Below are 26,693 nucleotides of genomic sequence, written 5' to 3' on the forward strand. Positions count from 1 at the left end.
TCCCCCATCCTCCTCCCCCAATAAACCGCATCATGATGAGCTAACCTTAACCACCCTGTGGCAAGGTGACGTCAATTTCATCAAAGGGGATTCGTGATGTTAAACGCCTGGCACCTTCCGGTTGCCCCATTTGTTAAGCAAAACAAAGACAACCTTGTGATTACGCTCTGGCTGACGGGGGAAAATCAGCCTGAACGCGTGACGCTACGCGCCGAAATTGATAACGAAGAGACCGCGCTGAAAATGCACAAACAGCGTAGCCAGCCGCAACCGGGGATCACGGCCTGGCGGGCAAATATCGACTTGCGCAGCGGGCAGCCACGCCGGCGCTACAGTTTCAAACTGCTGTGGAACAACCGTCAGCTGTGGTTTACCCCGCAGGGGTTTAGCCGTTTCCCTCCGGCCCGTCTTGAGCAGTTTGCCGTTGATTACCCGGATAACGGACCGCAATGGGTTAACGATCAGGTCTTTTACCAGATTTTCCCGGACCGCTTTGCCCGCAGTGAAAAACGCACTGCTGACCAGGATAAGATCTATCCCCACCATGCCGCAGGCCATGACATTATCCTGAAAGCGTGGGATGAACCACTAACCGCGCAGGCGGGCGGTTCGACGTTCTACGGCGGCGATCTCGACGGTATCAGCGAAAAGTTGCCGTACCTGAAAAAGCTCGGCGTGACGGCGCTGTATCTCAACCCGGTGTTTAAAGCTCCGAGCGTACACAAATACGATACCGAAGATTATCGCCACGTTGACGCGCAGTTTGGCGGCGACGAAGCGTTATTGCGCCTGCGGCAGAACACCAGAAATGAAGGTATGCGCCTGATTCTGGACGGTGTGTTTAACCACAGCGGAGATTCACACGCGTGGTTTGACCGTCATAATCAGTCGATGAGCGGAGCATGCCATAACCCGGATTCACCGCAGAGAAGCTGGTATAGCTTTAATGAGGAGGGACGAGCGCTGGACTGGCTGGGTTATCCGAGCCTGCCAAAGCTGGATTTCCAGTCACCTTCTCTGATCAATGAAATCTACGGCGGTGAAGACAGCATTGTGCGCCACTGGCTGAAAGCACCGTGGAATATGGATGGCTGGCGCCTGGATGTGGTGCACATGCTGGGCGAAGCGGGCGGGGCGCGGAACAATATTCAACACGTCACGGGTATTACCCGCTCGGCAAAAGTGGCTCAGCCAGAGGCATTTGTATTTGGCGAACATTTTGGCGATGCGCGCCAGTGGCTGCAGGCCGATGCGGAAGATGCGGCGATGAACTATCGTGGTTTTACCTTCCCGCTGTGGGGATTCCTCGCGAATACCGATATTTCCTACGATCCGAATCACATTGATGCCGAAACCTGTATGGCGTGGATGGATAACTACCGCGCCGGTCTGTCGCATCAGCAGCAACTGAGAATGTTTAATCAGCTGGATAGCCACGATACGGCGCGCTTTAAATCCCTGCTTGGCAAGGATGTGGCGCGTCTGCCGCTGGCCGTCACCTGGCTCTTCACATGGCCTGGCGTACCCTGTATTTACTACGGTGATGAAGTGGGGCTGGACGGTAACAACGATCCCTTCTGCCGCAAAACCTTCCCGTGGCAGCCAGAGAAACAGGACAAGGTGCTGTTCAGCCTTTATCAGCGGTTGGCGAAGTTACGTAAACAGCACCAGGCATTACGCTATGGCGGATGCCAGGTGCTGTACGCCCACGATAACGTGGTGGTGTTTGTCCGTGTTTATAACCAGCAGCGCGTGCTGGTGGCGATTAACCGGGGTGAGGCTTGTGAAGTGGTGCTGGATGACTCCCCATTGCTGCACGTGAAGGCGTGGCAATGTAAGGAGGGTAGAGGGACTCTTCAGGAAGGCATACTCTCATTACCTGCAATTTCTGCTTCCATCTGGTTCGGTAATTAATCTCTGTCTGCAACCGGTACGGTGTACGGGTTGCAGAATATTTCCCTGTGTTGTTCGGTTTTATTCAACAGAGGGGACAAATATCTTTACTATTCGCTCAGTCAATTCTCGCTATACTCAATTTGCTTTATCAGTCAGGGCCCTTTCTCATATAGCACACCGAATGTTTACTTTTAACCCATTGTTTAAAAGGTACTTTTATGTCTATTCGTGAACTGATTGACCCATCCAATTCCGCACTGATTTTTATCGATCACCAACCGCAAATGTCCTTTGGTGTCGCTAATATTGACCGTCAATTGCTGAAGAATAATACGGTAGCACTGGCGAAAGCCGGCAAAATTTTTGATGTTCCTGTTATCTACACGTCGGTCGAAACGAAAAGCTTCAGCGGCTATATCTGGCCAGAATTGCTGGCGGTTCATCCGGATGTCAAACCCATTGAACGTACCTCGATGAACTCCTGGGAAGACGATGCGTTTGTTGCGGCAGTTAAAGCAACGGGCCGTAAGAAACTTATCATCTCAGCCCTGTGGACCGAGGTTTGCCTGACTTTTCCGGCGCTGATGGCGCTCGACGAAGGCTTCGAAGTGTACGTGGTAACCGATACGTCCGGCGGTACATCCGTTGATGCGCACGAACGAGCGATTGACCGTATGGTTCAGGCCGGGGCCGTACCGGTGACCTGGCAGCAGGTGCTGCTTGAGTACCAGCGCGACTGGTCACGCAAAGGCACTTACGACGCGGTAATGGACCTGGTTCGCGAGCACAGCGGGGCTTATGGCATGGGGGTTGATTATGCCTACACCCTCGTTCATGGCGCGCCAGAACGTAAAGCGTAAACCTTTCAGGGCGGGGTTCTCCCGCCCATCAATGACCAGGGAGCTTTTATGGCGCAAACATCACATGTGACGCTGGTGATTACTCACACGTTACTTCCGGGACAGGCTGAGCACTACGAACAGTGGCTTGGCAGGATCATGCCCATCGCGGCGGAATTTCCCGGCCATCTGGGCGCGAACGTGATCCGCCCGTCCGAAGGTCAAAACCTGTGGACGGTAATTATCCGCTTCGACACCCTCGAACACCTCTATGAGTGGACTCAGTCTGATACCCGCAATGCGCTGGTGAAAGAGATTGAACCGCTGCTGGCGGAAGGCGACAAAACCGAAGTGCGTACGGAACCTGCGTTCTGGTTTACGCCACCGGAGACACACGTACGTAAGCCAAAACAGTGGAAACAGTTTCTGATCACGCTCCTGGTGATCTTTCCCAGCACCAATCTGGTACCACAAGTGACTGGCGCGCTGCTTCCTGGCCTGAAAGGCTCATTGCTGCTGCATTTGATTAACGATGCCTGTGTGGTCGCGCTGGTGGTCTGGCTGTGGATGCCCATCGTGACCCGTCTGTTTGCCGGATGGCTAAAAAAAGCCTGATTCGGCCGAAAGGAGTACGTTATGTCTCAAACTGCCACACTGATCTTAACTAAGGGTAAGATCCATACACTCGATCGTGAAAATCCGCTTACCGAGGCGGTAGCGATCGCCAACGGCAAGATCCTTGCTACGGGTAATCACGATCGCATCATGAGTTATGCGACGCAGGGAACGCAGATCGTCGATTTACAGGGAAGCACGGTAATCCCCGGCCTGAACGATTCTCACCTGCACCTGATCCGCGGCGGGCTCAATTACAACCTGGAGCTGCGCTGGGAAGGTGTTCCTTCACTGGCGGATGCGTTGCGCATGCTTAAAGTTCAGGCCGACCGCACGCCGTCACCACAGTGGGTGCGTGTTGTCGGCGGCTGGAGCGAGTTTCAGTTTGCTGAACGTCGAATGCCGACCATCGAAGAACTCAATGAGGCGGCACCGGACACCCCGGTATTTGTGCTGCATCTCTACGATCGCGCGTTGCTCAACCGTGCAGCCTTGAAAGCTGTCGGGTATACCAAAGAGACCCCGAACCCGCCGGGCGGCGAGATTGTGCGCGACAACAACGGTAACCCGACCGGGATGCTGATCGCCAAACCTAATGCAATGATCCTCTACGCCACACTGGCGAAAGGGCCGAAACTGCCGATTGAGCAGCAGGTGAACTCTACGCGCCAGTTTATGCGCGAGCTGAACCGCCTGGGATTGACCAGCGCAATTGATGCAGGGGGTGGTTTCCAGAACTACCCGGAAGATTACGAGGTAATTGCTGAGCTGCACGCTAAAGCGCAGATGACTGTGCGCATTGCTTACAACCTCTTTACCCAGCGCCCAAAACAGGAACTGGAAGATTTTGAGCGCTGGACAGATATGCTCAAGCCGGGTCAGGGAACGGATTTCTATCGCGCGAACGGGGCCGGTGAGATGCTGGTCTTCTCAGCGGCAGATTTTGAGGATTTCCTTCAGCCGCGGCCGGATCTGCCAGAGGGAATGGAAGACGAACTGGAGCGTGTGGTGCGTCATCTGGTGGAAAACCGCTGGCCGTTCCGCCTGCACGCGACTTACGACGAATCCATCAGTCGGATGCTGGATGTGTTCGAGAAAGTGAACCGCGATATCCCGTTCAACGGGCTGCACTGGTTCTTCGACCATGCAGAAACCATTACCGAGCGCAATATCGAACGCGTTAAGGCGTTGGGCGGTGGGATTGCGGTCCAGCACCGCATGGCATTCCAGGGCGAGTACTTTGTCGACCGCTATGGCAAAGAGGCGGTGAAGCATACGCCGCCGGTAGCGAAAATGCTGGAACTGGAGGTGCCGGTTGGGTTAGGTACGGACGCGACCCGCGTGGCGAGCTATAACCCGTGGACGGCGCTCTACTGGCTGGTATCCGGGCGTACCGTGGGGGGGCTTGCGATGTATGACGACAATAACCGTCTGCCGCGTGACGTTGCCCTTGAGTTGTGGACGGCAGGCAGTGCGTGGTTTTCCAGCGAGCAGGGTAAAAAAGGTCGCCTGGTAGAAGGGCAACTGGCGGACCTGGTGGTGCTGTCGAAAGACTACTTCAGCGTGCCGGAAGAGGAGATCAAAGGTATTGAATCGGTACTGACCGTGGTGGATGGCAAGGTGGTGTATGCCGCCGGACATTTCAGCCCACTGTCGCCACCGCCAATTCCTGTTGTGCCAGAGTGGTCGCCGGTGGTGAAGGTACCCGGACATTATCGCTCCGCACCGCCAGCCGCCAGTAAAGTGGGCGCGGTGGTGCAGATGCACCAGTGCATCGGGAGTTGTGGCGTGCATGGGCACGCGCACGGTATCGCGCGCCATTCGGATATTCCTGTCTCCGATGAACAGGCATTCTGGGGCGTGTTAGGGTGTTCGTGCTTCGCGTTCTAAAACAAAAGGCCCGCATAAGCGGGCCTTTTTCGTAAACCGTGCCGATTACAGGCTGGATACGTTCTCAGACAGGTATTTCGCTACGCCGTCTGGAGAGGCAGCCATACCTTCTTTACCTTTTTCCCACTGAGCAGGGCACACTTCACCGTGCTCTTCGTGGAACTGCAGCGCGTCAACCATACGCAGCATTTCGTCGATGTTACGACCCAGTGGCAGATCGTTCACAACCTGGTGACGCACGATGCCGTTTGCGTCGATCAGGAAAGAACCACGCAGTGCAACGCCAGCGTCCGGATGTTCGATACCGTAAGCCTGCTGGATTTCGCGTTTGATGTCCGCAACCATTGCGTATTTCACCGCACCGATGCCGCCTTTGTCGACAGGGGTGTTACGCCATGCGTTGTGTACAAATTCAGAGTCGAAGGAGACGCCAACAACTTCTACGCCACGCTTCTGGAATTCTTCGTAACGTTTGTCGAACGCGATCAGCTCAGATGGGCAAACGAAAGTGAAGTCCATTGGCCAGAAGAACAGAACGGTCGCTTTACCGTTGGTGTGCTGTTTGAAGTTGAAGTTTTCAACGATTTCACCGTTGCCCAGAACTGCTGCAGCTGTAAAATCCGGAGCCGGACGAGTTACCAGAACCATATGATTCTCCTGTAGATACTAAGGTTATTTGGAACGCAACGCGAGCCAGTATAGAGAGTGTTCCAGGATAAGACAAAGAGGTGGTGACAATCGTTCCGCCAGCTTTTACCTATCAATGCGAATTCTGTCAGAGCTGTTTGCTTTTCGCCTGCGCCATCATGCGCGGATAGAATTGCCAGAATCGGGTCTCCAGCGCATCGTAATGTTCATCCAGGTCATACCAGGAGTCGCGCAGCGCATCCAGGCGCGGTCGGCGACTGGCCATCCCATTTAACACATTCTGAATGAAATCCATCTCGCGATAGCGCTCCAGCCAGCGTTCTGACCACAGGTAGTTATTCAGATTCACAAAGCGCGGCGGCGAGTCGGGCAAAATGATTGACACCTGCTGGTGGGCATAGCGCACAAAATCCGTTAATGGCAACTCCGGCGAGAGTTGTGCCCAGTGGCGCGACAGGAAATGATCCCACATCACATCAAGCGTGATCGGCGCTACCCGGCGCGTTTCGGGGCGAAACCACGCTTTGGCTTCCGTCACTTCCGGCAAGTTATCTGTCAGCACGTCGATACGGCGATGCATAAAAATACCGTCAACGATCTCAGGGGAATAGTTCTCAGCGGGGTTACCGCGTACGAAATCGGCCAGCAAATTACCGGAAAGGGAGCTGTCAGCGAGGTGGGCGAGATGCAGGTGAGCGAGAAAATTCATGCGTTTTATTTGTCCGGGGGTGGCTAGTTGTTGCAGCAAAAGGGTGTGAGCACTAGACTATGCCGCCTGTTTTTAAGTCACGAGTATACGTCATGCGCGTCGCCGATTTCTCCTTTGAACTACCTGAATCCCTGATTGCTCACTATCCAATGCCTGAGCGCAGTAGCTGTCGTTTGCTGTCACTGGATGGGCCAACGGGCGAGCTGACGCACGGTACTTTCACCGATTTGCTCGACAAGCTCAACCCTGGCGATCTGCTGGTCTTTAACAATACCCGCGTGATCCCGGCGCGCCTGTTCGGGCGTAAAGCCAGCGGCGGCAAGATTGAAGTGCTGGTCGAACGTATGCTCGATGATAAACGTATTCTGGCACATATTCGCGCCTCTAAAGCACCCAAGCCGGGTGCAGAACTGCTGCTCGGTGATGACGAGAGCATCAAAGCGACCATGACCGAGCGCCACGACGCGCTGTTCGAGGTGGAATTCGATGACGAGCGTACTGTGCTCGACATTCTGAATGCTATCGGCCACATGCCGTTGCCGCCGTACATTGAGCGTCCGGACGAAGAGGCCGACCGCGAGCTGTACCAGACTGTCTATAGCCAGAAACCTGGCGCAGTCGCCGCGCCGACCGCGGGTCTGCACTTTGATGAACCGCTGCTGGAAAAACTGCGTGCAAAAGGCGTTGAGATGGCGTTCGTGACGCTGCACGTTGGCGCGGGTACCTTCCAGCCGGTGCGCGTGGACAGCATCGAAGATCACATCATGCACTCCGAGTATGCCGAAGTACCGCAGGACGTGGTGGATGCTGTTCTGGCGGCGAAAGGCAGAGGGAGCCGCGTGATTGCCGTCGGCACTACCTCTGTGCGTTCGCTTGAGAGTGCCGCACAGGCCGCGAAGAACGATCTTATCGAACCGTTCTTTGGCGATACGCAGATCTTCATCTACCCAGGTTATCAGTACAAAGTCATTGATGCGCTGGTGACCAACTTCCATCTGCCTGAATCCACGCTGATTATGCTGGTGTCCGCGTTTGCGGGTTATCAGCATACGATGAATGCCTACAAGTCTGCGGTAGAACAAAAATATCGCTTTTTTAGCTACGGGGACGCGATGTTTATCACGTACAATCCGCAGGCTTTGAATGAGCGTGTCGGGGAATAAGTCCGCGGCACCGTTTTACAACGTTGGACTGTTTTTCTGACGTCGGAGAAAAAATGAAATTTGAACTCGATACCACCGATGGCCGCGCGCGTCGCGGTCGCCTGGTGTTTGATCGCGGTGTGGTGGAAACCCCCGCGTTTATGCCTGTGGGCACCTACGGCACCGTAAAAGGGATGACGCCGGAAGAAGTGGAAGCCACTGGCGCACAGATTATCCTCGGCAACACCTTCCACCTGTGGCTGCGTCCGGGTCAGGAGATCATGAAGCTCCACGGTGACCTGCACGACTTCATGCAGTGGAAAGGCCCTATCCTGACCGACTCCGGCGGTTTCCAGGTCTTCAGCCTGGGTGATATTCGCAAGATCACTGAGCAGGGCGTACACTTCCGTAACCCGATCAACGGCGATCCTATTTTCCTCGATCCAGAAAAATCGATGGAGATTCAGTACGATCTCGGTTCTGACATCGTCATGATCTTCGACGAATGTACACCGTATCCGGCTGACTGGGATTACGCTAAACGCTCTATGGAGATGTCTTTGCGTTGGGCGAAGCGTAGCCGCGACCGTTTTGACTCCCTGGAGAACAAAAATGCGCTGTTCGGCATTATTCAGGGCAGTGTTTACGAAGATTTACGTGATATCTCCGTTAAAGGTCTGGTAGAGATAGGTTTTGATGGCTACGCTGTCGGCGGTTTGGCTGTGGGTGAGCCGAAGGAAGACATGCATCGCATTCTGGAACATGTCTGCCCGCAAATCCCGGCAGATAAACCCCGTTACCTGATGGGTGTGGGTAAACCAGAAGATCTGGTTGAAGGTGTACGTCGCGGCATTGATATGTTCGACTGCGTGATGCCAACCCGTAACGCGCGTAATGGTCATCTGTTTGTTACCGATGGCGTGGTGAAAATCCGTAACGCGAAGCATAAGAGTGACACCAGTCCGCTCGATGCCGAGTGCGATTGCTATACCTGTCGCAATTATTCTCGCGCGTATCTGCATCATCTCGATCGTTGCAATGAGATTTTGGGTGCGCGTCTCAATACCATTCATAACCTTCGCTATTATCAGCGCTTAATGGCTGGTTTACGCAAGGCTATCGAAGAGGGTAAATTAGAGAGCTTCGTGACCGATTTCTACCAACGTCAGGGTCGAACCGTTCCACCTTTGAACGTTGATTAATTTTAATAATGAGGGAATTTGAATGAGCTTTTTTATTTCTGATGCGGTAGCGGCAACAGGTGCTCCGGCGCAGGGCAGCCCGATGTCTCTGATTCTGATGCTGGTTGTGTTCGGTCTGATCTTCTACTTCATGATCCTGCGCCCACAGCAAAAGCGTACCAAAGAGCACAAAAAGCTGATGGACTCCATCGCGAAAGGCGATGAAGTGCTGACCAACGGTGGTCTGGTTGGTCGCGTAACCAAAGTGGCTGAAAGCGGCTACATTGCTATCGCGCTGAACGACACCACTGAAGTGGTTATCAAACGTGACTTCGTAGCTGCCGTTCTGCCGAAAGGCACTATGAAGGCGCTGTAATCCCAACTTTTCCCAAAGGGAACTGCCGTGTTAAACCGTTATCCTTTGTGGAAGTACATCATGCTGGTCGTCGTGATTCTCGTCGGCCTGCTGTACGCGCTTCCCAACCTGTATGGTGAGGATCCGGCTGTTCAAATCACTGGCGCGCGCGGTGTCGCCGCCAGTGAGCAAACGCTGATCCAGGTCCAGAAAACGTTACAAGAAGAAAAAATTACCGCTAAGTCTGTGGCTCTGGAAGAGGGTGCAATTCTTGCTCGCTTCGACACCACCGACACGCAGCTCCGCGCCCGTGAAGCGCTGATGGGCGTGCTGGGTGATAAATATGTCGTGGCGCTTAACCTTGCTCCTGCAACCCCTCGTTGGCTGGCTGCACTGAACGCAGAGCCAATGAAACTCGGTCTTGACCTGCGTGGTGGCGTTCACTTCCTGATGGAAGTGGATATGGATACCGCGCTGGGTAAACTGCAGGAACAGAATATCGACAGCCTGCGTAGCGATCTGCGTGAAAAAGGCATCGCGTACACTACCGTACGTAAAGAAGATAACTACGGTATGAGCATCACGTTCCGCGACAGCGCGGCGCGCGATCAGGCTGTAACTTATCTGTCTCAGCGTCACCGCGATCTGGTGATCACCTCTTCAGGCAGCAACCAGCTGCGCGCGGTGATGACCGATGCGCGTCTGAGTGAAGCGCGTGAATACGCCGTTCAGCAGAACATCAACATTCTGCGTAACCGTGTAAACCAACTGGGTGTGGCTGAGCCTCTGGTACAGCGCCAGGGTGCTGACCGTATCGTGGTTGAACTGCCGGGTATCCAGGATACCGCACGTGCGAAAGAGATTCTGGGTGCGACCGCAACGCTGGAATTCCGTCTGGTTAACTCCAACGTTGATCAGTCCGCTGCCGCCGCAGGCCGTATTCCGGGTGACTCCGAAGTGAAACAGACCCGCGAAGGTCAGCCTGTTGTGCTGTACAAACGCGTGATCCTGACCGGTGACCACATCACTGACTCCACTTCCAGCCAGGACGAATACAACCAGCCGCAGGTTAACATCTCGCTGGATAGCGCGGGTGGTAACATCATGTCTAACTTCACCAAGGACAACATCGGTAAACCGATGGCGACCCTGTTCGTGGAGTACAAAGACAGCGGTAAGAAAGATGCCAATGGCCGTGCAGTGCTGGTGAAAGAGGAAGAGGTGATTAACATCGCCAATATCCAGTCTCGTCTGGGTAACAGCTTCCGCATCACAGGTATCAGCAACCCGAACGAAGCGCGTCAGCTCTCCCTGCTGCTGCGTGCCGGTGCGCTGATTGCACCAATTCAGATTGTTGAAGAACGTACCATTGGTCCTACTCTGGGTATGCAAAACATCCAGCAGGGTCTGGAAGCGTGTCTGGCCGGTCTGGTGGTCTCTATCCTGTTCATGATCTTCTTCTATAAGAAGTTTGGTCTTATTGCGACGTCCGCGCTGCTGGCTAACCTGGTGCTGATCATCGGCATCATGTCCCTGCTGCCGGGTGCGACGCTGACCATGCCGGGTATTGCGGGTATCGTTCTGACCCTTGCGGTGGCGGTCGACGCCAACGTACTGATCAACGAACGTATCAAAGAAGAGTTGAGAAACGGTCGCTCTGTGCAGCAGGCGATTGAAGAAGGCTATAAAGGCGCGTTCAGCTCCATCTTCGATGCGAACGTAACAACACTGATTAAGGTTCTTATCCTGTATGCAGTGGGTACTGGCGCGATCAAAGGCTTTGCGATTACTACCGGTATCGGTGTTGCAACGTCGATGTTTACCGCTATTGTCGGCACCCGTGCCATCGTGAACCTGCTGTACGGCGGCAAGCGCGTCAAAAAGCTGTCTATCTGAGGAGTGCGTTGTGGCACAGGAATATACTGTTGAACAATTAAACCACGGCCGTAAAGTCTGGGACTTTATGCGCTGGGACTACTGGGCCTTCGGCATTTCAGGTTTTCTGCTGATTCTGTCCATCGTCATTATGGGTGTGAAAGGGTTTAACTGGGGTCTCGATTTTACCGGCGGTACGGTAATTGAAATTTCCCTGGAAAAACCGATTGATATGGACCAGATGCGCGAATCGCTGCAGAAAGCGGGCTTTGAAGAGCCGCTGCTGCAAAACTTCGGCAGCAGCCGCGATATCATGGTGCGTATGCCTCCGGTACACGATGCCAACGGCAGCCAGGAGCTGGGTAGCAAGGTTGTTAGCGTGATTAACGAAACAACCAGCCAGAATGCGACGGTTAAGCGTATTGAGTTTGTCGGCCCAAGCGTGGGTGCAGACCTTGCCCAAACCGGTGCAATGGCGCTGATGGTGGCGCTGATCTCCATCCTGATTTACGTTGGTTTCCGCTTCGAGTGGCGACTGGCGGCAGGTGTGGTTATCGCGCTGGCGCACGACGTGGTGATCACCATGGGCGTACTGTCTTTGTTCCACATTGAGATTGACCTGACGATCGTGGCATCGCTGATGTCCGTTATCGGTTACTCACTGAACGACAGTATCGTGGTATCTGACCGTATTCGTGAAAACTTCCGTAAGATCCGTCGCGGTACGCCGTACGAAATCTTTAACGTGTCGTTGACCCAGACGCTGCACCGTACCTTGATCACATCCGGTACCACCTTGATGGTTATCCTGATGCTGTATCTCTTCGGTGGTCCGGTGCTGGAAGGCTTCTCGCTGACCATGCTTATCGGTGTGACTATCGGTACGGCGTCTTCTATTTACGTCGCATCCGCACTGGCACTGAAACTCGGCATGAAGCGCGAGCACTTGCTCCAGCAGAAAGTCGAGAAAGAAGGGGCGGATCAGCCGTCAATTCTGCCGTAAGACGTTTATCGCGTTATCGAAATCCCGGTCTGATGACCGGGATTTTTTTTATCTGCTCCTGACAAACACTCCTGACAGTATGCTGTCAGGAGCCCTGTCGTAGACTCTTTTCGAACCCAAACAAACAGTCAGGAGGATGTATGAAAAGTGTAATTAACTGGTTTGAAATCCCGGTCACGGATATGGATCGCGCGATTACTTTTTATGAGCCAGTGATGCAGGTTTCGTTAAAACGCGAGAAAATGGACTGCGCTGAGCTGGCCGTTTTCCCGCATGAGGATCCGGGTACCGGCGGAGCGCTGGCAAAATTTGAGGGCATTGTGCCGTCTCACGAAGGCGCTATTATCTACCTGCATACTGACAATCTGCCTGCCACGCTCGATCGTATCGTTACCGCAGGCGGTGAGTGTGTATTCGGCCCACTGGAATTACCTCGTGGCATTGGCACTATCGCATTGTTTACCGACAGTGAAGGTAATCGCGTCGGTCTCCATCAACCTGCCTGAGAGTTAACGAAGATATGACCCGACGCGCTGACCGTTTGTTTCAGATTGTGCAGATCCTTCGGGGCAGGCGTCTGACAACGGCAGCGCATCTGGCGGACAGGCTTGGCGTGTCTGAGCGGACGGTCTACCGCGATATTCGCGACTTGTCACTTTCCGGCGTGCCGGTGGAGGGCGAGGCGGGAAGCGGCTATCGGCTGATGTCGGGTTTTGATTTACCGCCGCTGATGCTGACAAACAAGGAGTCAGAGGCGCTGATGGTGGCGATTCGCCTGCTCAAAACCTGGGGAGGAGAATCGCTGTCGCGCGAACTGGAGTCGGCTCAGGAGAAGGTGTTAGCGATTCTGCCTGAGGAGAGTCGTCGAAAGGCGGAGCAGACGCGGATCTACGCCCCGGATTTTTGCATGCAAAGCCACTCCCGCAGCGATTTTGACATGATTCATCAGGCAATTTCCGCCCAGCGCGTGCTGGCGCTGCATTACCGTGATGAAGCCGGACAGCTCTCACAGCGTGAGGTTCAGCCGTTGGGATTGTTCTTCTGGGGGGAGCGCTGGCTGCTGGCGGCCTGGTGTGAACGGCGCGATGACTACCGCTGTTTCCGGCTCGACAGGTGTCTCAATATTGTGACTACGGAAAGGCGGTTTAGCGAGAGTGCAGACAGGTCTCTGGCGGATTTTTTGCGGAAGGTTAAGCAGTAAAAAGCCAGCTCGTGAGCTGGCTTTTTGTCCGGCAGCTACCACAAGATTAGAAGTTGTAACCCACGACCAGGTAACCACCCCAACCGGTAGAACGAACGCTGAAGTCACCTTTACCGAAGTTCAGGCTGGCATCGTCGTTCCACTGGCCACCGTTGTGCCAGTAACGAGCAACAACGGAGTAGTGCCAGTGATCGTAGTTCAGAGCCAGGATGTGGCTGGAAGCGATAGAGTTGCTGGTACGAGCGTGCTTCCCGTTGTTGTCATAGAAGTTATCGTCACCCAGATCTGAACCCCAGTCGAAGTTAGTGAAACCGATGTAGCTCAGGTTACCGCCCCACAGCTGCGTCAGCGGTACAAAGTATTTCACTTTGAAACGGTAGCCATCCCACTCGTTTTCGTTGGACGCACCGTAGTTCTGCCACTGGTATTTCGCGTAAATGTTCATGGACAGGCTCATCGGCAGGCCAGTGTCGATGTCGGTACCCAGACCCATATACCAGGTGCTTTGTTCCTGAGAATCGTTGCGACCCATGTCATAGATGTAGTTGTTCGCGATGTACCACTCTTTGAACGGACCGAAGCTCAGATCGGTGCCGGTCAGTTTGTCGATGGAGAAGCGCGGTTCGATTTCCATGAACAGCGGGGAACCGTTGTTCCAGATACCTTTCGCATCGGTATTACCACCGAAGAACACCGGCAGATCCACGTAACCGTAGAAATCAAACCAGTCTTTCTTGGCGAATGCTTCGTACTCCAGGTAGGTATCGTTGCGGATCTGTGGTCCGAAACGGGTGTGGTAGCTGCCGACGACGTTAATGCTCTGGTGCCACCAGTCGGAGAGATATTGTGGTTTATCGTTTTCCGCTGCGTTAACAGTGAAAGAGGAGGAAAGTGCCAGCACGGTGCCGGCTGCAAGTAATGTTTTTTTCATAATCATGCCACTGATTGAAATTCCCTTCCGGGAGTGAAAAATGCGCGAATTGCGTTTCTAAATATTTCGTGTTTCTGCGGTGCCTATTATAGGAATCCCTGCTCACAAAAATATGTGTTGTTTCACATATCTCTCACACGCGTAATCGATTGCGTTCACGTTTGCGTACTTTAAACGGCCGGGATTGTAGCGACAATCATTTATGTTGCCAATCCATACGAAATGTAAATGTTAGCGGAGTGACATTGCACTCCGCTGAAGGAGGGGTTACTGCGCGGCGGGCTGGATATCGTGGATGCGGATAAAACCTAACTGGTCTGGCGTGAGTCCACTCAGCTGAAGCGGGATATCAACATCGCTGGGCGCCAGTATACTCGCGGGGGCGGTGAATAGTTGGTTCTTCACATTCACTTCCTGGTAGCTTTCGGTAGTGCCCTGGATCTGGCCCCACTCGACGGTGCCAGTGAAGGCCGGAAGGGGATCGTTGGATTCACCCTGGATGCGTAATGTTGCGCGAGTACCATCTGCATTCGCCGCAACGTTCACCAGTGACATTTTCAGCGTGCCAATCTGGCTGTTGAGCCGCGCAGGCGTATTGGCACCAGGCAGCAGATACACCCCGCTGCTGGATTTTGCGTTCAGCGCGTTTTGTTGGGTGATCTTCACCGTTTCTTTATTCAGCTTATCCATTGCCGTATTGAGCGTATTGACGCTTTGTTTCATCTGGCGAACTTCGGTTTGCTGTGCACAGGCGCTAAGGGTGAAGAGGCTCCCCACCAGCAAAATCTTCAGGTAACGTCTTGTCATTGCGTTTATTTCCTTGAAATAACGGTTCCTCATTATGGTAGCCAGCATCCACCTGTCAGACATAGATCCTTTGTCTCAAAAAGCTCTTCCTTTGTTGTCAGGCCAGATCAGGGTAAAATGAAATAAGTTAACCAGATAACAGGGATACCGTATGCATTGCCCATTCTGCTCCGCTGTGGATACCAAAGTCATCGACTCTCGTCTTGTGGGCGAAGGGTCTTCCGTGCGCCGTCGTCGGCAGTGTCTGGTGTGCAACGAGCGTTTCACGACCTTTGAGGTTGCTGAGCTGGTAATGCCGCGCGTGGTAAAAAGCAACGACGTGCGCGAGCCGTTTAACGAAGAGAAGTTGCGCAGCGGAATGCTGAAGGCCCTGGAAAAACGTCCCGTCAGCGCGGACGACGTTGAAATGGCGTTAAACCACATTAAATCTTATCTTCGTGGTCTGGGTGAGCGTGAAGTGCCAAGCAAGATGATTGGCAACCTGGTGATGGAGCAGTTGAAAAAGCTCGATAAGGTCGCCTATATCCGCTTCGCTTCGGTCTACCGCAGTTTCGAAGATATCAAAGAGTTTGGCGAAGAGATCGCCCGCTTACAGGATTAAGCTCATGCAGGATGAGATTTACATGGCGCGAGCCATGAAGCTGGCGCAGCGCGGGCGTTTTACCACCCATCCTAACCCGAACGTCGGGTGCGTTATCGTCAAAGATGGCGAGATTGTGGGCGAAGGTTTTCACTATCGCGCGGGCGAGCCGCATGCTGAGGTGCACGCGTTGCGCATGGCCGGTGAGAAGGCGCGCGGTGCTACGGCCTACGTCACGCTGGAGCCCTGCAGCCATCATGGCCGTACGCCACCGTGCTGTGAAGCACTGATTGCGGCGGGTGTTTCACGCGTCGTCGCGTCAATGCAGGACCCGAACCCGCAGGTCGCCGGCCGCGGTTTGTATCGTCTGCAGCAGGAAGGGATTGACGTCAGCCATGGGCTGATGATGCAAGACGCGGAAGCGATCAATAAAGGCTTCCTCAAGCGCATGCGCACCGGGTTCCCGTATATCCAACTTAAGCTGGGCGCCTCTCTGGACGGTCGCACGGCAATGGCGAACGGTGAGAGCCAGTGGATCACCTCGCCGCAGGCAAGGCGCGATGTGCAACGTCTGCGTGCGCAAAGCCATGCTATCCTCACCAGCAGTGAAACCGTTCTGGCTGACGATCCCGCCATGACCGTGCGCTGGAACGAACTGAATGCCGATACCCAGGCGCTTTACCCGCAGGAGAACCTGCGTCAGCCGCTGCGTATTGTCATAGATAGCCAGAACCGCGTCACACCTGAACACCGCATTGTGCAGCAGCCCGGTGAAACCTGGATTGCGCGCACTAAAGAAGATTCACGTGACTGGCCGGAAGGCGTGCGCAGCATCATGGTGCCGGAGCATAACGGGCATCTGGATCTCGTGGTGCTAATGATGTTACTTGGCAAACAACAGGTAAACAGCATCTGGGTAGAAGCGGGGCCAACGCTCGCCGGTGCGCTCTTACAGGCTGGGCTGGTGGATGAGCTGATTGTTTACGTTGCGCCTAAACTGTTGGGTAGCGACGCGCGTGGCCTGTTTGTGCTGCCCGGCCTTGAAAAACTGGCCAATGCACCACAACTCAAATTTAGCGAGATTCGTCCGGTGGGTCCGGATGTCTGCCTCCATTTAACGACAGCGTAATTGCTCCTGAAATAGGGAAGCAGTACGCAAAGTATTATGATAAAATCCGCCCCCCTGCGGGGCCAAATGAACCCGTAAAGGAAGAGTATGAACATTATTGAAGCTGCTGTAGCTACCCCGGACGCTCGCGTCGCCATCACCATTGCGCGTTTCAACAACTTCATCAACGACAGCCTGCTGGAAGGTGCCATTGACGCCCTGAAACGTATCGGCCAGGTTAAAGATGACAACATTACCGTTGTTTGGGTTCCAGGTGCTTACGAACTGCCACTGGCAGCAGGCGCGCTGGCAAAAACCGGTAAATACGACGCGGTGATTGCTCTGGGTACCGTTATTCGTGGCGGCACTGCGCACTTCGAATACGTTGCGGGCGGTGCAAGCAATGGTCTGGCACACGTTGCGCAGGATGCTGAAATTCCTGTCGCGTTTGGCGTGTTGACTACCGAAAGTATTGAACAAGCCATCGAACGTGCTGGCACTAAGGCCGGTAACAAAGGTGCAGAAGCTGCACTGACCGCGCTTGAAATGATCAATGTATTGAAAGCCATCAAGGCCTGATTTTTTTGTAAGGGGAATTCCGTGAAACCTGCTGCTCGTCGCCGCGCCCGTGAATGTGCCGTCCAGGCACTTTACTCCTGGCAGTTGTCCCAGAACGACATCGCTGATGTTGAATACCAGTTCCTGTCAGAACAGGACGTAAAAGACGTCGATGTTCTGTACTTCCGTGAACTGCTGTCGGGAGTGGCGACTAATAGCGCGTATCTCGATGGCCTGATGAAGCCCTACCTGTCCCGTCTGCTCGAAGAGCTGGGTCAGGTTGAAAAAGCAGTGTTGCGCATTGCGCTGTTTGAGCTGTCTAAACGTGATGATGTGCCGTATAAAGTGGCCATCAACGAAGCGATCGAACTGGCGAAAACCTTCGGCGCTGAAGACAGCCACAAGTTTGTAAACGGCGTACTTGATAAAGCAGCACCTGCGATCCGTCCCCACAAAAAGTGATCCGCAAACCGGAGTTCTGCATTGCCTGATGGGCAGTGCGGCTCCGGTTTTTTCTTTTATTTGCTGAGGCATAACGTATGGCATGCGGCGAATTCTCCCTGATTGCCCGTTATTTCGACCGTGTCAGAACCTCTCGTCTTGATGTTGAAACCGGCATTGGCGATGACTGCGCACTTCTCAATATTCCCGAAAAACAGACGCTGGCAATCAGCACCGACACCTTAGTGTGCGGACGTCATTTTTTACCGGATATCGATCCTGCCGATCTGGCGTATAAAGCGCTGGCCGTCAACGTGAGCGATCTGGCGGCAATGGGCGCCGATCCCGCGTGGCTGACGCTGGCTCTGACGCTGCCAGAGGTAGATGAAGCCTGGCTTGAAGCCTTTAGCGATGCGTTGTTTGAGCAGCTCAACTATTACGATATGCAGTTGATTGGCGGTGATACCACTGCCGGGCCGCTGTCGATGACGCTGGCAATCCACGGCTATGTGCCGCTCGGTCGCGCGCTGAAACGATCGGGTGCAAAACCCGGTGACTGGATCTACGTGACCGGTACGCCGGGTGACAGTGCCGCAGGGCTGGCGATCCTCCAGGACCGCTTAACCGTGAAGGATGCTGACGACGCGGCATATCTGGTGAAACGCCATTTGCGGCCAACACCGCGTATTCTGCACGGTCAGGCGCTGCGCGAGCGGGCAAGTTCGGCTATCGATCTCTCTGACGGGCTGATCTCAGATCTCGGTCATATTCTGAAGGCCAGCGGCGTGGGTGCGCGTGTTGACCTGGATCTCTTCCCGCTGTCAGAGCCACTGCTTCGCCATGTGGATCCTGAGCAGGCGCTGCGCTGGGCGCTCTCCGGTGGAGAAGATTACGAGCTGTGCTTCACGGTGCCTGAGCTCAACCGTGGAACGCTGGACGTGGCGTTAGCGCATCTCGGCGCGAAATTTACCTGCATCGGGCAGATCATGCCGGAGAGCGAAGGGCTGAAGTTTGTGAGAGACGGTACGCCCATTACGCTGGACTGGAAAGGATACGATCACTTCGCGTAAGTTTGCTTTTTTCCCCCTCTCCCACCGGGCTGAGGGATCCCCACAAAATAATACCAGCACGGACGACCCCCCTCTCCCTTGAGGGAGAGGGCTGGGGTGAGGGGGAGCATACGGCTCTGGTGGTCATTCCGTTCACTTTATGTTCATTGCTACTCTGTAACAGCATGACCTGTGAACGTGCCAGGGCGGCTCAATCGCCGCCACCCTGGCGACCCGGGCTCCCGGCGGTAAATCGCCGCTTCGCGGTACCCTCAGCTTATTCCTTCAGGCTATCGGGTCGGGCATGAGCCTGCATCCCTGCAGGCCACGCCCTCTCGGCGCATCCCTGCGCCTCGCCCCGGCCTTACGGAAACGCTTCGGCGATTTACAGCCGGACCAGACATCGCTGTAAGCCATTAATTTTCCTGAAGCAATATTCATCGCTTCCGGTTAAAAAAAATTACTGGGGATTCCTCACCCCACCGGGAGAGGGTCAGGGTGAGGGCTTACTTAAACCCCACCACCGGATGCTGTTGATATGGCGTCTCCAGCTCGGCAATATGCTCCGGCGTCAGCGTGATGTCCACCGCATTCAGCAGTTCATCAAGCTGTTCTTCCCGCGATGTTCCAATAATCGGTGCCGCAACCCCGCGTTTACCCAGCAGCCACGCCAGCGCCACCTGGGCCCGGGTTGCACCGGTTTCGTCAGCAATCCCGGCTAAACGTTCAGCAATCAACGCATCGCTGGCCTCTGTGCCTTCATACAGATTTTTTCCCACTTCATCCGATACCATGCGGGCCGTGGTTTCCCCCCACGGACGGGTCAGGCGACCGCGCGCCAGCGGGCTCCACGGGATCACCGCCACGCCCTCCTGATGGCACAGCGGCAGCATTTCACGTTCTTCTTCGCGATAGATCAGATTGTAGTGATCCTGCATGGTGACGAAGCGCGCCCAGCCATGCTGTGCCTGGAGATCGAGCGCCTGTGCAAACTGCGACGCGTGCATTGATGAGGCGCCGATGTAGCGTGCTTTACCCGCTTTCACCACGTCGTTGAGCGCTTCAAGCGTCTCCTCGATCGGCGTGTTGTAATCCCAGCGGTGAATTTGCAGCAGATCGACATAATCCATGTTCAGGCGTCTGAGACTGTCATCAATAGAACGCAGGATCTGCGTGCGAGAAAGGCCCTGAGCCAGATCGCCCACCGGGTAATACACCTTGGTGGCGACCACAATTTCTTCCCGACGGGCAAAATCACGCAGGGCACGGCCGACAATCTCCTCACTGCTGCCGTCGGAGTAGCTGTTGGCGGTGTCAAAGAAGTTAATGCCCCCTTCGATGGCGTGTTTGATGATAGGTCGGCTACTCTCTTCCGGCAGCGTCCAGGCATGATTACCCCGGTCAGGCTCGCCAAAGGTCATGCACCCCAGGCAAAGTCGGGAAACCTTAAGGTCTGTTTTTCCTAATGTTGTGTATTGCATGGTTCCACTCCTGCTGTTTTAAACAATACGATTAAGCATAGCAGGAGCAGAACAGGGGGAGGGATCAGCCCAGCCAGGAGCGGATTTTTGCTTCGATACCTGCAGCATCCAGGCCAATCGCCGTGCGGGCTTCGTCCTGAGTACCTTGCGGAATGAAGTGATCCGGCAGACCGAGGTTCAGCACCGGAACGGCTTTACGATTCGCCATCAGCACTTCGTTCACGCCGCTGCCCGCGCCGCCCATGATGGCGTTTTCTTCCAGCGTCACCAGCACGTCATGGGTTTCCGCCATGTTCAGGATCAGGGATTCATCGAGCGGTTTCACAAAGCGCATATCCACCAGAGTGGCATTCAGCGTTTCAGCCACTTTCGCGGCCTCTGGCATCAATGTGCCGAAGTTCAGGATCGCCACTTTGTCACCGCGACGCTTCACCAGACCTTTACCTATCGCCAGCTTCTCCAGCGGTTGCAGCTCAACGCCTACCGCATTACCGCGTGGGTAGCGAACCGCGCTTGGGCCGTCCTGATAGTGGTAGCCGGTAAACAGCATCTGACGACATTCGTTCTCGTCGGATGGCGTCATGATGACCATATCCGGGATACAGCGCAGGAACGACAGGTCAAAAGCCCCCTGGTGTGTCTGTCCGTCCGCACCGACGATGCCCGCACGATCGATAGCAAACAGCACAGGCAGCTTCTGAATGGCAACGTCATGGATCACCTGATCGTAAGCGCGCTGCAGGAAGGTGGAGTAGATCGCGACAACCGGTTTGTAGCCGCCAATCGCCAGGCCCGCTGCAAACGTCACCGCGTGCTGCTCGGCAATGGCAACGTCAAAATACTGGTCAGGGTATTTTCTGGAGAACTCCACCATGCCGGAGCCTTCACGCATGGCCGGGGTGATCGCCATCAGCTTGTTGTCTTTTGCCGCGGTTTCGCACAGCCAGTCGCCGAAGATTTTTGAATAGCTCGGCATGCCGCCGCTGCTTTTTGGCAGACAGCCGCTGGACGGGTCGAATTTCGGTACCGCGTGGAAGGTGATCGGATCTTTTTCCGCTGGCTCGTAGCCACGCCCTTTTTTGGTCATGATGTGCAGGAACTGCGGGCCTTTAAGATCCCGCATGTTCTTGAGCGTCGACACCAGCCCCAGCACGTCGTGTCCGTCAACCGGGCCAATATAGTTAAAGCCCAGCTCTTCAAACAGGGTACCCGGTACAACCATGCCTTTGATGTGTTCTTCGGTACGCTTGAGCAGCTCTTTGATCGGCGGTACGCCGGAGAAGACTTTTTTCCCGCCTTCACGCAGCGAGGAGTAAAGCTTACCCGAGAGCAACTGGGCCAGATGGTTGTTCAACGCGCCGACGTTCTCAGAAATCGACATTTCGTTATCGTTAAGAATAACCAGCATGTCCGGCTTGATATCACCCGCGTGGTTCATGGCCTCAAAGGCCATACCGGCAGTGATGGCCCCGTCGCCAATCACGCAGACGGTGCGGCGCTGCTTGTTCTCTTTTTCGGCAGCGACGGCAATCCCGATACCCGCGGAAATTGAAGTGGAGGAGTGGCCGACGCTCAGCACGTCATACTCGCTTTCACCGCGCCACGGGAATGGATGCAGGCCGCCTTTCTGACGAATGGTGCCAATTTTATCGCGACGCCCGGTCAGAATTTTGTGCGGATAGGCCTGGTGACCCACGTCCCAGATGAGCTGATCGAACGGCGTGTTATAGACATAGTGTAGCGCCACGGTCAGCTCAACCGTGCCAAGCCCGGAGGCGAAATGGCCGCTGGAGCGGCTTACGCTGTCGAGCAGGTAACGACGCAGCTCGTCGCACAGCTTCGGCAGGCTCTCTTTCGGCAACAGACGTAGCTCCTGGGTGGAGTCAACTAACGCCAGTGTCGGGTATTTGGCAATATCAAAACTCATCAAAGGCTCATCGAGATAGTGTGTTTATTTATCACGCTGGATTATATAGTCCGCTAGCGCTTCCAGTGCCGAAGTATCCAGTGATTGCGCGGCCAGTTGATTCAGCGACTGGCGGGCATCCTCTATCAGATCCCGGGCTTTACGTTGGGCTTGCTCAAGACCCAGCAGGGCGGGGTAGGTACTTTTGCCAAGCTGCTGGTCCGCACCCTGACGTTTACCCAATGTTGCAGTATCGCCCACCACATCCAGAATGTCATCCTGAACCTGGAATGCCAGACCGATACTTTCTGCGTATCTGTCCAGAATCGGCAGGGCTTTGCGCCCTTGCTCACCCGCGCTCAGCGCGCCCAGGCGAACGGCGGAACGAATCAATGCCCCGGTTTTATGGCGATGAATACGCTCCAGCTGTTCCAGATTAACCTGACGTCCTTCGGCGTCCAGATCCAGTGCCTGCCCCCCGCACATACCGGCCACGCCGCTGGCCATGGCCAGTTCGGAGATCATTGCCAGGCGGTCGCGATCGGCCACTTCAGCCATCGGTGCATCGCTCAGAATCGAAAATGCCAGCGTTTGCAGGGCATCTCCCGCCAGAATGGCATTTGCTTCGCCAAACTTGATATGGCAGGTGGGCTGACCCCGACGTAAGTCGTCATCGTCCATTGCCGGTAAATCATCGTGGATCAGTGAGTAGGCATGGATACACTCAACGGCAGCTGCTGGGGCGTCCAGCGTGTTTTCGCTGATACCAAACATATTGCCTGTGGCATAGACCAGGAATGGGCGTAGGCGCTTTCCACCCAAGAGTGCGCCATAGTGCATGGCTTCAACCAGTGGAGTGTTCTGAAAAGGCTGTGGCTCGATAAAACGGCGCAGCGCATCGTTGGCACGCGCGACGCATGCCTGAAGCTCGTTGGCAAAATCCATTTACTCGGCGTCCGGTGTAAAAGGCGTGGTTTTAGCATCTTCGCTATCGGACAGCAGGATCTGCACACGCTGTTCGGCCTGCTGCAGTTTGACCTGCCCCTGACGTGCCAGTTGCACGCCACGCTCGAATTCGTTGAGTGCCTCTTCCAGCGGGAGATCGCCGCTCTCAAGACGGGTAACGATTTGCTCCAGTTCACTCAGCGCAGTCTCGAAACTGGCCGGTGCGTCGTTCTTCTTCGGCATAGTGAATTGACTCTTATATTCTCAGCCCCGACATGGTAACGGACTCAGGGCAATTATCAAATAACGCGCAATGTGCACAGGAGCGGCGCGATGGTGGTATACTTGCGCGCCTGGAAGCAGCCTTCGGTTATAGGGGCTGCTGTATTTTTCCATTACAAGCCTTATAAGCTTGCCTAAGAAACATTGCCGCCATGAAGTTTATCATTAAATTGTTCCCTGAAATCACCATCAAAAGCCAATCTGTGCGTTTGCGCTTTATTAAAATCCTCACCGGGAACATTCGTAACGTATTAAAGCACTACGACGAAACCCTTGCCGTGGTGCGCCACTGGGACCACGTTGAAGTCCGCGCGAAAGACGAAAACAAGCGTCAGGATATCCGCGACGCGCTGACCCGTATTCCGGGCATCCACCATATTCTGGAAGTGGAAGATGTTCCTTTCACCTCCCTGCATGACATCTTCGAAAAAGCGCTGGTGCAGTACCGCGACCAGATCGAAGGCAAAACCTTTTGCGTGCGCGTGAAGCGTCGCGGCAAGCACGAATTCAGCTCCATTGAAGTGGAACGTTACGTTGGCGGCGGTCTGAACCAGCACGTCGAGTCTGCGCGCGTGCGTCTGACCAACCCGGACGTAACCGTTAACCTGGAGATCGAAAACGATCGTCTGCTGCTGGTGAAAGGTCGTTACGAAGGTATCGGCGGTTTCCCAATCGGTACTCAGGAAGATGTATTGTCACTGATCTCCGGCGGCTTCGATTCCGGCGTCTCCAGCTATATGCTGATGCGTCGCGGCTGCCGCGTGCACTACTGCTTCTTCAACCTGGGCGGTGCGGCGCATGAAATCGGCGTTCGTCAGGTTGCGCATTATCTGTGGAACCGCTTTGGCAGCTCTCACCGGGTGCGTTTCGTCGCGATTAACTTCGAACCTGTGGTCGGCGAAATCCTTGAGAAAGTCGACGACGGTCAGATGGGCGTGGTGCTGAAGCGTATGATGGTGCGTGCAGCATCCAAAGTGGCTGAGCGCTACGGCGTGCAGGCGCTGGTTACCGGTGAAGCGCTTGGCCAGGTCTCCAGCCAGACGCTGACCAACCTGCGTCTTATCGACAACGTGTCTGATACGCTGATCCTGCGTCCGCTGATCTCCCACGATAAAGAGCACATCATCGATCTGGCACGCGAAATCGGTACTGAAGATTTTGCCCGTACCATGCCGGAATACTGCGGCGTGATCTCAAAAAGCCCAACGGTGAAAGCGGTTAAGGCGAAGATCGAAGCGGAAGAAGAGAACTTCGATTTTAGCATCCTGGAAAAAGTGGTGGCGGAAGCGTCCAACATTGATATCCGCGAGATTGCCCAGCAGACCGAGCAGGAAGTCGTAGAAGTTGAAACCGTGAGCGGTTTCGGCGCTAACGATGCAATTCTGGATATTCGCTCCATTGATGAGCAGGATGACAAGCCGCTGCAGGTTGAAGGCGTCGAAGTGGTTTCTCTGCCGTTCTACAAGCTGAGCACCAAATTTGGCGACCTCGACCAGAGCAAAACCTACCTGCTGTGGTGTGAGCGTGGGGTGATGAGCCGTCTGCAGGCGCTGTATCTGCGCGAGCAGGGCTTTGCGAATGTGAAGGTGTATCGCCCGTAGTTTCTCGCCCGGTGGCGCTTCGCTTACCGGGCCTACGGTACCGTGCATTTGTAGGCCGGGTAAGGCGTAGCCGCCACCCGGCTTTTTTATGCACTACTCTTCATAGTAGTTATAAATCCCCGCCGGTATCACCAGCGATGACGCTACTTCGTACGCCTTCTCACGCCCGACCAGCAGGTCAATAATCTTTAAGCCAAAATCAATTGCGGTACCGGGCCCCTGGCTGGTCAGCAGGTTGACGCGCGGGTCCCAGACGACGCGTTTATCCACCCAGTGGTCTTCCGGGATCGTATCCTTAAGCCCCGGGAAACCGGTCATATTGCCGATGGGGAAAATATCATGCGGAATCAGAACCGTTCCGGCGGCGGCACAGATTGCCGCGACGATACGGCCGGATAAATGAAACTGGCGCACGGTTTCGACCAGCAACGGGCTGTCGCGAAAGCACTCTGCGCCCTTCAGGCCACCAGGCAGGACGATGATGTCGTATTCCCCATCGGCCACCTGCACCAGCGGGGCGTCCGCGAGGATTTTTACCCCGCGTGAGCAGGTGATTGCCAGATTACCGTCGCTGGCGACGCTGGCGGTTGTCACCTTAATACCGCCGCGCACCATCAAATCAATGGTGGTGACCGCTTCTGTCTCTTCGCTACCAGGAGCGAGGCAGACCAGTGCCGACGCGCTCATATTCACTCTCCTTACGTTTAACCAGGTCATACAGACGGGCGTTTTCCGGCACCGCAATACCGTGTGCGCGGGCGCGTTTTAGCAGATAGCCGGTAATGTAGTCGATTTCAGTGTGGCGTAATGCCCGAACATCCTGCAACATCGAGGAGATATTTTCTGCAGTACTATCAATAACCTGTTCGACATAATAGCGTAAATCCTCTGCCGAGGTATGCAAGCCTTCCCGCTCAATGACCTCCGCGACTTCCGCACATAGGACGGCGACGTCTTGCGGATGGTTTTTTAGCTCGCCGTTAGGGCAATCCCACAGCGCCGTGAGCGGGTTAATCACGCAGTTTACGGCCAGCTTGCGCCACAGCTGAGGACGGATATTGTTATGCCAGGCCACGTCCGGCAATACCTTCTGCAGTACGTCTGCCAGATAACTGAAGTCGCCATCCTGTGCCCTGGCAGGGCCGATATGCGTCACCCCACTGGCGACATGTACGATGATATTGCCGTCGCGACGTGCAGCGTGCGTGGTCGTCGCCATCAGCAGCGGCTGCGGGATGCTTTTGAGCTCATCAAGTGTCCCCATGCCGTTATGCAGCAGCAGAACAGGGGATGTGGGGGGGAGTTGAGCGGCCAGTGCTTTTACGGCGTCTGAAACCTGCCATGCCTTGAGCGTCACCAGTAAAAGGTCACTTTGCGCCAGGAAGTCAGGATCGTTAGCAGTAAGAGATTCGTTAAAGATGCTTCCGTCTTCACTAATCAGGTTTACACTGCAATAGGGCTGGGGCACGCGCAGCCAGCCCTGAACCTCATGTCCGTGCTTGCACAGCGCGGTCAGCCACAGCTGACCAAGCGCTCCGCATCCGAGCACTGTAATTTTCATTGTTCCTCCTCACCTGCAACTGCGCCAGGTGTTACAGCTTAATTATACAGCTAAGCTTCTGTTGAGTTATGCCTCGTAGCGGGTATTAT

At 54.8% G+C, this 26,693-nt stretch carries 28 protein-coding genes; 17 read left to right on the plus strand and 11 right to left on the minus strand.

Translation table 11 applies throughout. The annotated features are described in order from the left end of the window. Positions 1–96 precede the first annotated feature (96 nt). The 4 genes from malZ (at position 97) to ACLHV9_RS05080 (ending at position 5,240) form a co-directional block, all read left to right on the plus strand. Positions 97–1,914 carry a maltodextrin glucosidase gene (gene malZ, locus ACLHV9_RS05065; protein ID WP_407220211.1) on the plus strand — a complete coding sequence of 606 codons (1,818 nt, stop codon included), beginning with the start codon at positions 97–99 and terminating at the stop codon, positions 1,912–1,914. Positions 1,915–2,114: 200 nt separating this feature from the next. Then, complete coding sequence (locus ACLHV9_RS05070; protein WP_014069092.1) at positions 2,115–2,756, plus strand: hydrolase; 642 nt, start codon at positions 2,115–2,117, stop codon at positions 2,754–2,756. Between the two features lie 48 nt (positions 2,757–2,804). Then, a complete protein-coding gene (locus tag ACLHV9_RS05075; RefSeq protein ID WP_028017671.1) occupies positions 2,805–3,350 on the plus strand; it encodes an antibiotic biosynthesis monooxygenase in 546 nt (181 codons plus the stop codon). A 21-nt stretch (positions 3,351–3,371) separates the two neighbouring features. Next, positions 3,372–5,240, plus strand: a complete 1,869-nt coding sequence (locus tag ACLHV9_RS05080; protein WP_407220212.1) for an amidohydrolase — start codon at positions 3,372–3,374, stop codon at positions 5,238–5,240. Between the two features lie 45 nt (positions 5,241–5,285). On the opposite strand, the gene ACLHV9_RS05085 is transcribed toward ACLHV9_RS05080, so the two are convergent. After that, a complete protein-coding gene (locus ACLHV9_RS05085) occupies positions 5,286–5,888 on the minus strand; it encodes a peroxiredoxin (RefSeq protein WP_008503347.1) in 603 nt (200 codons plus the stop codon). Between the two features lie 127 nt (positions 5,889–6,015). Further along, on the minus strand, positions 6,016–6,597 hold the full coding sequence (gene acpH, locus ACLHV9_RS05090) for an ACP phosphodiesterase (protein ID WP_128348506.1): 582 nt from the start codon (positions 6,595–6,597) through the stop codon (positions 6,016–6,018). Between the two features lie 92 nt (positions 6,598–6,689). Here acpH and queA point away from each other — a divergent pair, with 92 nt between their 5' ends. From queA to ACLHV9_RS05125, 7 genes are all read left to right on the plus strand, one after another. Next, positions 6,690–7,760 carry a tRNA preQ1(34) S-adenosylmethionine ribosyltransferase-isomerase QueA gene (queA, locus tag ACLHV9_RS05095; protein WP_407220213.1) on the plus strand — a complete coding sequence of 357 codons (1,071 nt, stop codon included), beginning with the start codon at positions 6,690–6,692 and terminating at the stop codon, positions 7,758–7,760. 53 nt (positions 7,761–7,813) lie between these two features. Then, positions 7,814–8,941 (plus strand): tRNA guanosine(34) transglycosylase Tgt, encoded by a 1,128-nt coding sequence (tgt, locus tag ACLHV9_RS05100; protein ID WP_028017667.1) that lies wholly within the window; start codon positions 7,814–7,816, stop codon positions 8,939–8,941. Between the two features lie 22 nt (positions 8,942–8,963). Beyond that, positions 8,964–9,296 carry a preprotein translocase subunit YajC gene (gene yajC / locus ACLHV9_RS05105; protein ID WP_000007630.1) on the plus strand — a complete coding sequence of 111 codons (333 nt, stop codon included), beginning with the start codon at positions 8,964–8,966 and terminating at the stop codon, positions 9,294–9,296. A 27-nt stretch (positions 9,297–9,323) separates the two neighbouring features. Continuing rightward, positions 9,324–11,171: a protein translocase subunit SecD gene (gene secD / locus ACLHV9_RS05110; protein WP_407220214.1), complete on the plus strand. Its 1,848-nt coding sequence runs from the start codon at positions 9,324–9,326 to the stop codon at positions 11,169–11,171. A gap of 10 nt (positions 11,172–11,181) precedes the next feature. Next, positions 11,182–12,153, plus strand: a complete 972-nt coding sequence (gene secF / locus ACLHV9_RS05115) for a protein translocase subunit SecF (RefSeq protein WP_028017665.1) — start codon at positions 11,182–11,184, stop codon at positions 12,151–12,153. A 140-nt stretch (positions 12,154–12,293) separates the two neighbouring features. Then, entirely contained in the window at positions 12,294–12,659 is a 366-nt protein-coding gene (locus tag ACLHV9_RS05120) for a VOC family protein (protein ID WP_108090709.1), read from the plus strand. Positions 12,660–12,673: 14 nt separating this feature from the next. Then, positions 12,674–13,354, plus strand: coding sequence for a helix-turn-helix transcriptional regulator (locus tag ACLHV9_RS05125; protein ID WP_028017663.1), 681 nt, complete (start codon positions 12,674–12,676; stop codon positions 13,352–13,354). A 46-nt stretch (positions 13,355–13,400) separates the two neighbouring features. Here ACLHV9_RS05125 and ACLHV9_RS05130 read toward each other — a convergent pair whose 3' ends face one another. Together ACLHV9_RS05130 and ACLHV9_RS05135 are read right to left on the minus strand one after the other, a co-directional pair. Then, positions 13,401–14,285, minus strand: a complete 885-nt coding sequence (locus ACLHV9_RS05130) for a nucleoside-specific channel-forming protein Tsx (RefSeq protein WP_407220215.1) — start codon at positions 14,283–14,285, stop codon at positions 13,401–13,403. Positions 14,286–14,552: 267 nt separating this feature from the next. After that, positions 14,553–15,092 (minus strand): DUF3251 domain-containing protein, encoded by a 540-nt coding sequence (locus ACLHV9_RS05135; protein WP_028017661.1) that lies wholly within the window; start codon positions 15,090–15,092, stop codon positions 14,553–14,555. A gap of 151 nt (positions 15,093–15,243) precedes the next feature. Here ACLHV9_RS05135 and nrdR point away from each other — a divergent pair, with 151 nt between their 5' ends. The 5 genes from nrdR (at position 15,244) to thiL (ending at position 18,849) form a co-directional block, all read left to right on the plus strand. Beyond that, a complete protein-coding gene (gene nrdR / locus ACLHV9_RS05140) occupies positions 15,244–15,693 on the plus strand; it encodes a transcriptional regulator NrdR (protein ID WP_008503337.1) in 450 nt (149 codons plus the stop codon). 4 nt (positions 15,694–15,697) lie between these two features. After that, entirely contained in the window at positions 15,698–16,801 is a 1,104-nt protein-coding gene (ribD, locus tag ACLHV9_RS05145) for a bifunctional diaminohydroxyphosphoribosylaminopyrimidine deaminase/5-amino-6-(5-phosphoribosylamino)uracil reductase RibD (protein ID WP_407220216.1), read from the plus strand. An 87-nt stretch (positions 16,802–16,888) separates the two neighbouring features. Beyond that, positions 16,889–17,359: a 6,7-dimethyl-8-ribityllumazine synthase gene (gene ribE, locus ACLHV9_RS05150; protein WP_006176874.1), complete on the plus strand. Its 471-nt coding sequence runs from the start codon at positions 16,889–16,891 to the stop codon at positions 17,357–17,359. 21 nt (positions 17,360–17,380) lie between these two features. Beyond that, complete coding sequence (nusB, locus tag ACLHV9_RS05155) at positions 17,381–17,800, plus strand: transcription antitermination factor NusB (protein WP_006809908.1); 420 nt, start codon at positions 17,381–17,383, stop codon at positions 17,798–17,800. Between the two features lie 77 nt (positions 17,801–17,877). Beyond that, a complete protein-coding gene (gene thiL / locus ACLHV9_RS05160) occupies positions 17,878–18,849 on the plus strand; it encodes a thiamine-phosphate kinase (RefSeq protein WP_134707193.1) in 972 nt (323 codons plus the stop codon). A 264-nt stretch (positions 18,850–19,113) separates the two neighbouring features. On the opposite strand, the gene ACLHV9_RS05165 is transcribed toward thiL, so the two are convergent. The 5 genes from ACLHV9_RS05165 to xseB form a co-directional block, all read right to left on the minus strand. Further along, a complete protein-coding gene (locus ACLHV9_RS05165) occupies positions 19,114–19,245 on the minus strand; it encodes a hypothetical protein (RefSeq protein ID WP_255659901.1) in 132 nt (43 codons plus the stop codon). Positions 19,246–19,334: 89 nt separating this feature from the next. Continuing rightward, positions 19,335–20,309, minus strand: a complete 975-nt coding sequence (locus ACLHV9_RS05170) for an aldo/keto reductase (RefSeq protein ID WP_108090706.1) — start codon at positions 20,307–20,309, stop codon at positions 19,335–19,337. Positions 20,310–20,373: 64 nt separating this feature from the next. Continuing rightward, a complete protein-coding gene (dxs, locus tag ACLHV9_RS05175) occupies positions 20,374–22,236 on the minus strand; it encodes a 1-deoxy-D-xylulose-5-phosphate synthase (RefSeq protein ID WP_407220217.1) in 1,863 nt (620 codons plus the stop codon). Between the two features lie 24 nt (positions 22,237–22,260). Further along, on the minus strand, positions 22,261–23,160 hold the full coding sequence (gene ispA, locus ACLHV9_RS05180) for a (2E,6E)-farnesyl diphosphate synthase (protein ID WP_028017656.1): 900 nt from the start codon (positions 23,158–23,160) through the stop codon (positions 22,261–22,263). Next, entirely contained in the window at positions 23,161–23,403 is a 243-nt protein-coding gene (xseB, locus tag ACLHV9_RS05185) for an exodeoxyribonuclease VII small subunit (RefSeq protein ID WP_008503331.1), read from the minus strand. 191 nt (positions 23,404–23,594) lie between these two features. Between xseB and thiI the strand changes: the two genes are divergently transcribed. Beyond that, positions 23,595–25,043, plus strand: coding sequence for a tRNA uracil 4-sulfurtransferase ThiI (thiI, locus tag ACLHV9_RS05190; protein ID WP_028017654.1), 1,449 nt, complete (start codon positions 23,595–23,597; stop codon positions 25,041–25,043). 93 nt (positions 25,044–25,136) lie between these two features. On the opposite strand, the gene yajL is transcribed toward thiI, so the two are convergent. Both yajL and panE read right to left on the minus strand, forming a co-directional pair. After that, complete coding sequence (yajL, locus tag ACLHV9_RS05195; RefSeq protein ID WP_407220218.1) at positions 25,137–25,730, minus strand: protein deglycase YajL; 594 nt, start codon at positions 25,728–25,730, stop codon at positions 25,137–25,139. Then, positions 25,693–26,604 carry a 2-dehydropantoate 2-reductase gene (gene panE, locus ACLHV9_RS05200; RefSeq protein ID WP_129323818.1) on the minus strand — a complete coding sequence of 304 codons (912 nt, stop codon included), beginning with the start codon at positions 26,602–26,604 and terminating at the stop codon, positions 25,693–25,695. The genes yajL and panE overlap by 38 nt, the downstream gene beginning before the upstream one ends. Between the last annotated feature and the right edge of the window lie 89 nt (positions 26,605–26,693).

Source organism: Enterobacter sp. CPE_E890, from assembly GCF_046521475.1.
Taxonomy (GTDB): domain Bacteria; phylum Pseudomonadota; class Gammaproteobacteria; order Enterobacterales; family Enterobacteriaceae; genus Enterobacter; species Enterobacter adelaidei.